The sequence below is a fragment of the Gracilibacillus alcaliphilus genome, from assembly GCF_016909015.1.
GTDB classification, from domain to species: Bacteria; Bacillota; Bacilli; order Bacillales; family Amphibacillaceae; genus Gracilibacillus; species Gracilibacillus alcaliphilus.
Genome location: NZ_JAFBFA010000004.1, coordinates 197,245 through 209,572, shown reverse-complemented (window position 1 = coordinate 209,572; position 12,328 = coordinate 197,245). Strand labels below are relative to the sequence as shown.

General features: G+C 40.7%; 9 protein-coding genes and 1 pseudogene. 6 read left to right on the top strand and 4 right to left on the bottom strand.

Annotated features, from left to right (window positions below; all coding sequences use genetic code 11):
* Positions 1-191: 191 nt before the first annotated feature.
* Positions 192-1,004, top strand: a complete 813-nt coding sequence (locus JOD18_RS05135) for a flagellin N-terminal helical domain-containing protein (protein WP_204667867.1) — start codon at positions 192-194, stop codon at positions 1,002-1,004.
* Between the two features lie 504 nt (positions 1,005-1,508).
* Here the strand turns inward: JOD18_RS05135 and JOD18_RS05130 are convergent.
* The 4 genes and pseudogenes from JOD18_RS05130 to JOD18_RS05115 form a co-directional block, all read right to left on the bottom strand.
* Positions 1,509-1,964, bottom strand: a pseudogene (locus JOD18_RS05130) (DUF2188 domain-containing protein).
* A gap of 105 nt (positions 1,965-2,069) precedes the next feature.
* Positions 2,070-3,374, bottom strand: coding sequence for a GTPase (locus JOD18_RS05125; protein ID WP_204667866.1), 1,305 nt, complete (start codon positions 3,372-3,374; stop codon positions 2,070-2,072).
* 300 nt (positions 3,375-3,674) lie between these two features.
* Positions 3,675-4,433, bottom strand: coding sequence for an EAL domain-containing protein (locus JOD18_RS05120; RefSeq protein WP_204667865.1), 759 nt, complete (start codon positions 4,431-4,433; stop codon positions 3,675-3,677).
* A gap of 211 nt (positions 4,434-4,644) precedes the next feature.
* Positions 4,645-5,706, bottom strand: coding sequence for an NAD(P)/FAD-dependent oxidoreductase (locus JOD18_RS05115; protein ID WP_204667864.1), 1,062 nt, complete (start codon positions 5,704-5,706; stop codon positions 4,645-4,647).
* 454 nt (positions 5,707-6,160) lie between these two features.
* On the opposite strand from JOD18_RS05115, the gene JOD18_RS05110 reads away from it, so the two are divergent.
* The 5 genes from JOD18_RS05110 (at position 6,161) to JOD18_RS05090 (ending at position 12,232) form a co-directional block, all read left to right on the top strand.
* A complete protein-coding gene (locus tag JOD18_RS05110) occupies positions 6,161-7,117 on the top strand; it encodes an AAA family ATPase (RefSeq protein ID WP_204667863.1) in 957 nt (318 codons plus the stop codon).
* A gap of 8 nt (positions 7,118-7,125) precedes the next feature.
* Complete coding sequence (locus JOD18_RS05105) at positions 7,126-8,229, top strand: DUF58 domain-containing protein (RefSeq protein WP_204667862.1); 1,104 nt, start codon at positions 7,126-7,128, stop codon at positions 8,227-8,229.
* Positions 8,229-9,521 carry a hypothetical protein gene (locus JOD18_RS05100; RefSeq protein ID WP_204667861.1) on the top strand — a complete coding sequence of 431 codons (1,293 nt, stop codon included), beginning with the start codon at positions 8,229-8,231 and terminating at the stop codon, positions 9,519-9,521. The genes JOD18_RS05105 and JOD18_RS05100 overlap by 1 nt, the downstream gene beginning before the upstream one ends.
* 460 nt (positions 9,522-9,981) lie before the next feature.
* Positions 9,982-12,039: a flagellar filament capping protein FliD gene (gene fliD, locus JOD18_RS05095; protein WP_204667860.1), complete on the top strand. Its 2,058-nt coding sequence runs from the start codon at positions 9,982-9,984 to the stop codon at positions 12,037-12,039.
* A gap of 16 nt (positions 12,040-12,055) precedes the next feature.
* On the top strand, positions 12,056-12,232 hold the full coding sequence (locus JOD18_RS05090) for a YjfB family protein (RefSeq protein ID WP_204667859.1): 177 nt from the start codon (positions 12,056-12,058) through the stop codon (positions 12,230-12,232).
* Positions 12,233-12,328 lie beyond the last annotated feature (96 nt).

Here is a 12,328-nt window from a genome sequence, read left to right as displayed (position 1 = left end):
TGCTAGCACCGGTGTTGCAACAATTCTTTTTAGTGGGGCGATTAATCGCAGTCCTAGGACGTTGCGAACTTAACCGATAATGAGCCTTTTTAGCGAATTTTTTGAATATGCACTATAAACCATTTAACTATAAGTACTTTCGAACCGATATAATATAAAATAGGCCGTATTTACTAATAGGAGGTGATTGGATGAGAATCAATGATATTAGTATGGCTATGTCTATCTACCATCATATGAACAGGCATTATGCGTTAGCACAAAAATCGATGCTGCGTATAGCGAGTGGAAAACGGATTAACAGTGCGGCGGATGATCCGGCTGGTTTAGCGATTTCGGAACGAATGCGGGCGCAAATTCGCGGGATGAATATGGCGATCCGTAATACAAAAGATGGCATATCATTGTTACAGACGGCAGAAGGAGCGGTAAATGAAAGTCATGCCATCTTACAGCGTATGCGGGAATTAAGTGTACAAGCAGCCAATGGAACCTATAGTGACTCAGAACGTAAGTCTATGCAGGATGAAATAAATATGCTGCGTGAAGAGCTAACTCGAATAGGAGGTAAAACCCAATTCAATACCCAGCCTTTATTAGAAGGTTCTTTCACTGACAAACGTCTGCAAGTAGGAGCTAATTCAGGGGATTATATTGAAGTTTCGATTGGCGATGTGACGGCAGCAGGTCTTGGCATCGAAGATATTGACCTGACTACGCAATCAGGGGCAAATGATGCAATTGATACTTTGGATGAAGCTATAAAAAAGGCTTCTTCTAAACGGGCTTATTTAGGTGCTATGCAAAATCGTTTAGGTCATACAATTAATAACTTAGAGAACTCAGTGATCAACCTTAGTGCAGCTGAATCACGAATTCGCGACGCAGATATCGCTAAAGAAATGATGTTATATGCCAAACACAATATCTTGGCACAAGTGGCTCAAGCTATGCTAGCCCAAGCTAATCAAATGCCGCAGATGGTATTGCAGTTGTTACGCTAATAACAGTAAAGCCGTTTATCAACCCTCCCCTGTATCGTTTCATCCATGCTATGGATAATGACAGAGGTCTGCTTCTGTTTAGCGGTGTATTCGGCAGTTTGATCATATTGATGAATTTCAAACTATAGAAAAAGTGGAAAAATATATGGAATAAATAAAAACGCAGGGTAGTCCTGTGTTTTTTAATTTCTGTATACAGAAGTAATCTTGTTATATTTTTGGTTTAGAGTTGGCAATAGTGGAACTTCTGTACATGTTTGCTGACCAAACCTGTGTCACCTTGGTCTTCGACGTACAAGGGCGTGTTAATGCAGGCGTTGTGAACCGAACTAATAGGCCTTTTTACCGAATTCTTTGACGATGATTTTTGAATAAACAAAAATAGGCTGGACAAATTTTTATGAAATTTTTGTCCCAGCCTTATTTTATTTACAGTTGGCTTAGGCTATAATAGCCCAAGCTAATCAGATGCTGCAAATTGTTACGGCATTATCCTGGTTAAAGCTAGCTGTTTTTATCTATTTTCCGCTGTATCGTCCCATCCTGCTTATGGATAATAACAGCGGTTTGTTTATTTTCCGCAATCTCTTCGGCACGTTTGATCGCTTCTTCTTTTGTTTTGAACACACCAGAAGCCTGTTTGGCATCCTGAGTTTTAACGGCCCAGCCATCTTTATGAGGAATCACATGTGCTCCTTTTTCTAATAGCTCAGGTCGGCTGTCCGACCGGTTACCATCTGTTTGGCGTAACTCCTAATCACTCATTTGTACCACTTGATTCCGTTCATGCTCTGAGGCGCTGTCATACCATTTTTTTGCTTGTTCTGTTGCAATTGGAATGGCTTGTCCTTCCTTATAACCATCTTCTATCATAGCATTGGCGATATCAATCGCCTTTTTTCTAACAGCTGTTTCCAAGTTTTTAAATGAAGCGGGATAATCAGTCGTGTCCCAAGGCATTTTCTCACCCTCCTTTATCATACATATAACCGTTTTTTAAAGGAACTAATCACAAAAAAACACCACATCAACAAAACGGTGTCAATGTGGCGCGAAACAAATCGTTTATTCAGGTGCTTTTTTCTTCGCTTCTTCACTAGCTTCTTTCATAATTGCTTCTAGCTCATTTTTACTTTTCTTATCAATATAGTAAGCCTGTGCGGCCTTTCCAATGGCATAGGTTCCAGAAAAGGCAATCGTACTGCTGACAGCACTGCCTGATCCTGGTAAGACGAGATTGAGAAATTTACTGCCTTGTTGGGCAAGAGTTCGCAATCCATAGCCTAAGATACCCACCCCGCCAATGCTTAAAAGAAATTCTTTTGCACTGTCTTTATCAACATCTGCTCCACTGAGATAGGCGATAAAGATAACCAGGATTAGCTGTAATGGCACTAGTACGGCCATATCGCTGACAGGAATTGGTGTCAGGGCAATTGCTGTACTGGCGATTGCGAATGCTTCGATAATCAGTTTGGATATTCTTTTCACAGCTTTATCGATCCTCGTAGACATCATCAGATGGATGGCAGCGCGAAAATCGATATTGTGTTCCAAAAAATCCAGCAATTCCTCGATATTGTATCTGCCGTCAAAATCAATGGTGAGTGTCTCTTGTTCTTCTCGGCTGAGCAAATGGGGATCAGGCCTGTCCCATTCAATATAGGTTGAAACAGGAATCACTTTAGAGGTTTTTACCTGTAATTCTTGTAATAGGTCCTCCATTTGCTGTTTCTTTTCGCGAATATTACGCAATTTGGATTCGGTGTATTGATCGGGTTCTTTAATGCGGGCAGGCTCTAAATTATCGACATGGGTGAGTACAGTTACTAATGGAATTTCAAAACCGATATCTTGGTATACTTTTTTGATATAGGCAACATCTTCATCCATGCGTGCACGCTGGGTAGCATCAGACAGAAACAGCACGGCATCTGGATCAAATGCTTGTACCGCTTTGGTGAAATCCTCTTCAGCACTAGTGTTTTGGTTTGTAGAGGATTCAGCAATTCCTCGTGTATCAATGACCTCAAATAAAACATCACCATCTGCCTCATAATTATATCGTTCCAACTGATTGGTACCGATTGCTACCGGGCTTGTCTTTGCAATATATTTCCCAAAAATAGCATTAATCAAACTGCTTTTTCCAACACCTGTTCTTCCAACTAAAATCAGGCGTGGCGGCCGTCTTTCCTTTAGATTCGCGATGGTTTCGTTAATCTCTTTATTGCTGAAAATCAGTTGCTTCACCTTGCTTTTCGCTCCATCAGGAAGCTTAACTGGAAGTGATTCAATCAGGTCATCCAGGTTGTCATATAAATGAATGATGCGATTTAGCCGCTTATCAAGTATAGCTTTGTTTAACATGATTGTTTGCTCCTTATCCATAGATAACTTTATCATATCACGTTACAGGCATGGGGGCTATTTTTCCATCTATGAAAATGATACAATTTTCTTCTTCCGAAGGGACGCAGTAAATAGTATATGGTTATTGAAAACAGGCCGCCATTCGTTCTGCAAAGAGGGAAGATCTAGGAAGTCAGCGGAGAAGTAAGATTTGATAAGTTACAATTGACGCTAGGCAGCTGCATAAGAAAGTAAAAGGGAAAATAAAACTGCAAGAAAACATGAGAATCAATCCAGTTTATTGGTTGCAGCTATTTTTTATTCATTACTTGCAATATTGCCTTCTTGTTTTAATTCATACTTTTTCACAACAGAGAATGGTTCAGGGCGAGCCAGTAAGTCACCTTGAATAATGGAGATTCCCATAGACTTGGCCATATCGAGATCTTCAGGTATTTCTACACCTTTTAAGATAAGTTGTGTATTAGTATGCATACAGTATGTGACAATAGAACGAATCATTTCTTGTTTTTCTACAGCTGTAGCAAGATCCTTAGCGAAAAACCGATCCATTTTTACATAATCAGGATTAAGTTCTAATACGGCTTGAATCGATGATACCTGTTTACCAACGTTATCCAGAGCGATTTGATAGCCGTGCTGCTGTAAGGTTTGAATGGTATCTGTCATCATGGAAGAACATTCTTTGATATCTACTTCCTTGATCTCTAGCGTAAGTTGACTTGGCGTTAAATCAGTCTTCTCGATAAAGAAATCCAAATACTGAATCATACCTGCATGTATCAGGTTTAACGGGTAGACATTGAGGAATAACTTCTTTTCAACAGAAAGTTTGTTATATTCATATAATGCCTTTCTAAGCGAACGTATTTCTAGTTCGAAAAAGCGTGAACTATTGCTTACTTTATCAAAAAGAATATCTAAATTCTTGAAAACGTTTGTTTGTAAATAAGCCTTATAACCAATGGTAGTGAGCGTCTGGAGGTCATATAATGCTTGATAATGGTGGTTGAATTTTTCATGATCGATTAAATCATTCAATTTGGCAATGGACAATGACTATCACTCCTTTTTTCTACATTGGCTAAACACAACACAGACTCCGCTATTTATTGGCAAATAGTCTGAGTGCATGTGCATGTGAATGTGTTCCTATTTTATAATAAAAAAAGTCTTTTTTCTACAAAGATAGGGCAAAAGTATGTAAAAAAATCAGACATATAGCCAGAGTATGTCTGATTTTTTACGCAATACCTCAAAAAGTTGATTAATGTCGTTTATTTAACCAGAGCACACCGGACTTTGCTAATCTTGGCAGGAATCCAGTAACAGCTTGACGGTACATATTGCCAAATCCATCTGATTTGCCTAGTGATCCTAACTGCCCTTTTAACTTAATGTCTTTTGGTTTGCGTGGTTGTTTATCATGTAAGATATCGGAAAGTATTGTCCCGATTTGCTCTCCTTGAATGCCTGCAAGTTGGGCGCTTGGTGAGTAATCTGATGCAGCGCAATCACCCACTATGTAAACATTCGGATGAGAAGGCACTTGATGGAATTCATTGACAATAATCTTTTCATGCCGGTCTTTTTCAAATGGAAGGCTGCGCACTAAATAATTAGGACGAACTCCTGCTGTCCATATAATGACATCACTCTCAATTCCCTCACCGTTATTATAGAAAATCCCTTCATCGACCGCTTCTACATTACTATGATGCAGAATATCGACATGGTTATTACGAAACCAATCTTCTACATATTTTTGGATTTTATCATCAAAGGCCGATAACACAGAGGCGCCTCGATCTAACAAACGAATCTTGAGGTCTGGGCGGCTTTCTCGTATCTCAGAGGCTACTTCGATACCACTTAATCCGGCGCCTATAACAGAAACCTGACTATAGGCAGGCAGATTATTCACCTTAATACTGGCCTGTCGTGATTTCGCAATGGTTTGAACACTTTCGGTATATTCCATTGCTCCTGGGATACCATGATAATTATCTTCACAGCCAAGTCCCACCAATAAATAGTCATAATCAACATTTTCTTCGGTATTGCGTAAACGAATCTGCTGGTTTTTTGTATTTATTTCAACGATCTCTCCAAACAGGTAAGACACTTTCGGATGATTTGGGAAATCAAGCCGCACTTCCTTATCTGCCTTTGTTCCTGCTACAATGGCATAAAACTCGGTTTTTAATGCATGGTAAGGATTACGGTCGATAAGCGTGATTTCTACATCATCTGGAATACCTTGATTGATTAATTGGTGTAAGGCGTTTATCCCCCCATAACCTCCACCTATAAATATGACCTGTTTCATTTTTACATCTCCTATCTATAGTGCTGCACCATAACTAATTCGTACCCGCTATCTAGATTAACAAAAAACAGGAAAGAAAACTATACAAAAGCATTAAGTGAACTACTGATTTTACTGGAATGCATAGGTAACTTTTGCTTCCTATAATTAGAAATGGTATAAAGGAGAAAGGTGAAAGCGTAATCAATCTGCTGGTAATTGATATCTAACAGCATGTTGAACCCCCATCTTGACGTGTTAGAAAGGCGAAAGGTGTAGGTAGAAGCATGCGAATTAAGGTTTTCCATATTACATAGCTTTTAATACGTGAGTAGCGGATTTGCATAGGAAGTGCTGACTTCTGCGTTACCCACACGATGTGGGTGATTTTAGTAGAAGCTCATCTAAACCAACTCCGACATTTGCCGTCATTTTTGTTGGACTTTTTGAACAACCTTTACAAAGGAGTTTTGTCATGGAATTAACAGAGATACCCGTATTAACAAACAAAGTGAAAGAGAACATTGGTCAGGTTGTGGTGGGACAGGAGGATACTATTGATTTATTGCTAGTGGCGATGATTGCCTCTGGTCATGTCTTGCTTGAGGATGTACCAGGTACAGGGAAGACATTAATAGCAAAGTCCTTAGCCACTTCACTAGCCGGTGATTTTAAGCGGATACAATTCACGCCAGACTTGCTTCCCACAGATATTACCGGTATTTATTTCTACCGCCAGCAGCAAGGCGATTTTGAATTTCGTCCTGGCCCTGTGTTTACTAATCTGTTGTTGGCAGATGAAATTAATAGAGCGACACCGAGAACCCAATCCAGTTTATTAGAGAGTATGGAAGAACGCCAAGTCACAATTGATAGTGTTACCCACACCTTAGCCCAGCCATTTATGGTTATCGCAACACAGAATCCGATCGAAAGTCAGGGTACGTTCCCTTTGCCAGAAGCGCAGTTAGACCGGTTTATGATAAAGATCCATATGGGTTATCCCACCAAAGAAGAGGGAATCGCCATTTTGAAGAGGTTTAATGGTGATAATCCATTGGCTGTACTGGATTCAGTAATCACTACCGAAGAGGTAGCAGCTATGCAGCAGCTTTACAGTCAAGTTACCATTCAAGAAGATGTCTTGGACTATTTGGCAGAGTTAATTGAGCAGACAAGACACCATGAACAAATTATATTAGGGGTAAGTCCACGGGGAAGTCAGGCTTTATTGAAGGCTGTTCAAGTATATGCCTTGCTCCAAGGGAGAACTTATGTCATTCCAGACGATATCAAGCGAATGGCCAAACCTGTGTTAGGCCATCGGATTGTTTTGGCAAAACGGATTGGTGTCAAACAGGAGGAGACGGACCAAGTGTTAGAAAGTATTTTAGCTAAGGTTCCTGTTCCAACAGAACCAGAAAAGGATTGAAAAAAGCGATGAATATTGCCTGGATCATTGTCGTCTTATTGTTGGTGATTTTTTTGCAAGGTATGATCTATAGCAAGTATGGACTGCGTGGTCTTAGTTATCACCGTCAGTTTCGCCAAGGGTCAGTATTTGCGGGGGAAACGATTGAAATGGTTGATGAAATTGCCAATAAGAAGTTGCTGCCTATGCCGTGGTTACGACTGGAGGTCAAGATGAGTCCCCACTTAATTAAAGAGGGAACAAATGTGGAAAAAGAAGAGACTTTTCACCGCACATTGTTCAGTCTTAGGCCTTATCAAAAAATCACACGTAAGCATCGATTGGTTGGCAGTAAGCGCGGTTACTATCCTTTACAGACGGTGGCTGTTACGACTGGAGATGCGATTGGCTTTGGTGAGGTATTTGATTCGTTTGAAGCAGCGACCTCAGTAACTGTGTTTCCTGCTTTGGTGCCATTAGAAGAAATACCGCTTCCATCACATAGCTGGTTAGGGGATATTACTGTTAAGCGCTGGATTATCGAAGATCCTTTCCTGCAAGCTGGTGTCAGAGAATATCAACAAGGTGATTCACTAAAATCAATTAATTGGCATGCTACAGCCAGAACACAGCAATTGCAAGTAAACAAAAAAGATTATACGGCCGACCATCACCTGTTGATTTATGTGAACTTTGACACCAATGAAGATATCCGTTTGCCAGTGGAGTATCCAGAGGCCATAGAGAAGGCGTTAGCCTATGCGGCCTCGCTGGCACAATATACACTGGCAAACGGCATTGCTACAGGTTTTGGCTGTAATGGTTACTTTGTTGAACCATTTACAAATTCCATTGACCGCATTAAGCCATCTGTACGTGTGGAGGCGTCTAGCAGTGGGCAGCAATGGGATTATTTATTGGATGCCATCGCCAAATTGAAGATCGACCGCAGCCGTAATTTTCGTGCCTTCTTACAAGAAGATGTCGAGGCTGGATTAACGAAACATGATATTCTTATTTTTACGGTGCAAGTAACCGAGAAGGTACACCGGCAGATTGCTGCTCTTGAACAACTAGGTAACGCGGTGGAAGTTGTAGAAATCCCAATTGAAGAAAGCGGGGGGACAAGCTGATGAGTAAACAACGGACATCATTTGCTATTTTCTGGCGTCTTCTCATGGAGGGCTTATGTTTCTTTCCGATTTTTTTATTAATTGGCATCTTTATGTTTTCCGATACAAGTATCTATTATTGGTTGATTGGTATAGCAGTTGTGTTTTTATTGAGTTATTTACTGGCTAGTTTGAGTCGTTACCCTGCATGGACTTTGATACTTACAGCTGGTGTTATATTGTTGACCGGTTGGTTGATCACCACTTCGATTTGGATCATCGTTCCTGTCATACTTATCTTGTCAGTAGTAGGTTATCGCGGGATTCAATATGCCTATGCAGATTGGGGTCAATTACTGCCGAGTATGGTGATGTGGGCAGTATCGTTACCAAGTTATTTTATTGGCTACCTGTTTTTTTACTTTCTGGAAAAATTACAACCTTATCTGTCTTGGCTTAGTACAGCCGGTTTGATCTTTATCGTGATGTTGCTGTTCGTAACTAATCAGAATCATTTGCAAAAAGAGTCATTATCAAAGGGGAAACAGAAGCTATCGAAAGGAATGACTACCTTAAATCGAGGCTATCTGCTGCTGACATTGGCAATTGTTCTAGTGATTACGAACTTCCAAGTTGTGCAGTCCTCGCTATATCACATGGTCAGGGGGATTATTCAGTTCTTTATTTGGTTAGGATCACTGTTTTCGAGCGAGAGTGGACCTGCAGAAGAGCCGCCGGTTCAGGCACCGTCGATGTTTCCTGATGAACCGGCACAAGAAAAATCTGCCTTTGCAGAATGGACCGAATTGCTGATGCAAATATTCGTGATTATCTTATTAATAGCAGGTGTTGCATTTGTTATCGCTCTGTTGTTTAAGAAATTCCGCCGTTTACTGAAACGGATTGGGGCGGCACTTTGGAGAGCGATAAAACAGGTGTTTATCCGAAATGGACATCAGCAAACAACAATGGATTATGAAGATACGAAAGAAAATCTATTTGACTGGCGCAAATGGCGCAAAGAACAAAAGGATAAGTGGGTACGTACCTTTACAAGGAAAACATCACACCAGCCAAAGACTGCAGAAGAAAGGGTAAGAAGACTGTATCTTTATGTAGCAAACGAGGTTAAACAAGAGGAAAAGTGGCACCATGCTTTAACGGCACATGAGGTATTAGAACGGTCAGAAAACCAATTAACGAAACAGCAATTACAAGAATGGTATGATGATATTCGTTACGGAGGCAAAACCTTCACCAGTGATGAAAAGCAGCAAATTGACCAACTGTGGCAGAAATGGCAGCAGAAATAGATACAGATATACAAACAAATAGCACCTGCGATCTGTGATTTAATTTTCTCGCGATTAATCCTTCACATTTTATCTGGGCATCCGATAATACAGTTAAAGAGGTTGTTCAAAAAGTCCAATAAAAATGACACGGCGAATTTCTGCGTTGGCTTGCTTTTCCGCTACTCACGTATTAAAAGTATACGCTCCGTTCCTTGGAAAAGAAGATCGCTTTTCCGGCGTGCAAGACCATCTTCTTGAAAAAGAAGGTCACTTTTTCTGCGTGCAAGATCGGTTGCTCAAAGGCTGCGCCGCCTTGAACTTTCGACGCACACGATGTGCTAGTATCGGTGTTGCAACAAATGGTTTCGGTGGGGCGAGTAACCGCAGTCCCAGGACGTTGCGAACCTAACCGATTATGGCCCTTTTTATCGAACTTTTTGAACACGCACTTAAATAGACAAAAAAGGACGTGAACGAGATGAGAATTACCGGTCTTGCCAGTGGGATGGATATTGAGCAAATGGTAAAGGATTTAATGAGAGCCGAGAGTATGCCGCTTCAACGCTTGGAACAACAAAAGAAAGCCTTGGAGTGGAAACGTGATGATTACCGCTCCATGAATACTTTATTGTTGGACTTTCGTAATAAACTAGCAGAAATGACGAGACCAAGTACATATCGTGCCCGTCAAACATCATCTACCAATGAAGCTTTCATATCTGCAATAGCAAACAGTGCAGCAAGCCAATCTTCCTTTGAAATTTCCGAAGTAAGTCAATTGGCTAAATCAGCGTCTTGGATTAATGGTGGGGCGGTTGCCGATAAGGACTTTGATGCAAGTAAATCCTTAATTAATCAGAATTTCACAGAGGGTATGGAATGGAAGCAAGGGGCCATTCACAGCAGTTCACAACTTGCTACAGCTAATAATCAATCCTTTACTTTAGAAACGGATGGAAATATTGATGTGGACTCTGTTAATGTGCGATTAAATGGCAAAGGCTACGAAGTGGTGACTGGTATTGACTCAAGCGAGTTAAAATCAAATCAGGTGCTATTAGAGGGTAATGAAATAAAATTTGCGGATGGTGCAGTTAAGGAGAGAGACTCTGTTCATATTGAATATGCTTCCACTGGACGTAATCAGGATAAACGGACATTAACTGCAGATGAAACAACCTCTATTAATTTGTCAGGTCAATCAATTGTGGCTGATGATTTTAGCTTAACGATTACACCTGCGAACGAAGATGGTGAGCCAACTACCTATAAACTCTTAGCTTCCAGCGAAAATGATGGGGTTTATCAGCTGGTGGAAGATGGCAATGAGTCAAATGTGATTGGAAATGTCAATGTTAGCACAGGCAGAGTGACGTTTCAGGAGCCATTAGCGAAAGAGACAACTATCGAAGCAAACTATCAGCAGAACTATGCCAGTTTTGGTATTGGTGCGAACACCTCCAAGGGTGAAACCTATCAAAACTTTATTATTCGAGGCAGTGATTCATTAAATCAGGTGGTCAGCCGTGTGAACAATGCCGATGTAGGTGTTTCGCTTACCTTTGATTCTTTTACTAACCAGCTTTCCATGCGGCGTACGGAGACAGGTATATTTGCTGACAATGGAGAAGATATCCGTTTAAAAGGTGCTTTTTTGAATGAAACACTGCGCTTTGGTGAAACCAATATGCAAGCAGGTCAAAATGCCAAATTTACAATTAATGGCTTATCAACAGAACGGACAACCAACAATTTTCAAATGGATGGTGTTACTTTCCAGTTAAAACAGACATTTACGGAAACAGATGGAGCAGTAACCGTAAATGTTACCAATGACTCAGAAGCAGTATTTGACCGGATTAAAGAATTTGTCGATACCTACAACACGTTAATTGAGGCGATTAACACAAAAATAAATGAACCGTTCCATCGTGATTATGAGGCACCAACCGAAGAAGAACGGGAATCTTTATCTGATAAACAACTGGAAGAATGGGAAGAGATGGCGAAAAGTGGTCTGCTTCGCCGGGATCCGTTATTGCAGGATGTGTTGACACAGATGCGGCGTGATTTCTATTCACCAGTAAGCGGAGCAGAAGGATCTGCTTTTAGCCAGCTCGTACAGATAGGTATTACTACAACTAGAGATTATATGGATGGCGGTAAATTAGAGATTGATGAAGCAAAGTTAAAGCAAGCCATTGAAGAAGATCCGACTGCAGTGGAAAATCTTTTCCGCGGTGATGGGACCAGTTATGAAGGGCAGGGGATTGCTCGTCGTTTAACGGATTCGGTTAACCAATCAATGGACCGCATCTACGAACGAGCCGGGCGAGCTTCTTATACGGATAACCAATTTACCATTGGACGTAATTTATCTGATATGGAGAAACGAATTGAAGCTTTTCAAAGAAGATTAGACCAAGTGGAACAGCGTTACTGGAAGCAATTTACAGCGATGGAGACCGCCATGCAGCAAGCAAATAATCAAATGGCTTATATGATGCAGCAATTTGGCGGCATGGGTATGGCGTAAAGGGAGGAGTTTCTTAATGGATATAGCAGCTTTATCGATGATGATGAACCAGTCCCAGTTAAAACAACAGGTAGACATTGCCGTGATGAAAAAAGCAATCGATCAAGCCCAAGTCCAATCAGAAGAGATGATTAAGCTAATGGAAGGCTCTGTCCAGCCTCATCTTGGCCAGCAGATTGATATGAAAGGTTAAACAAGTAGAGTCCGTCTGGGCTCTATTTTTCTTCAAGAGGATGTTTCTTATTGTAATGAATAGATTTTCTTAAATAGCTTAAGAAAACAATTTAAC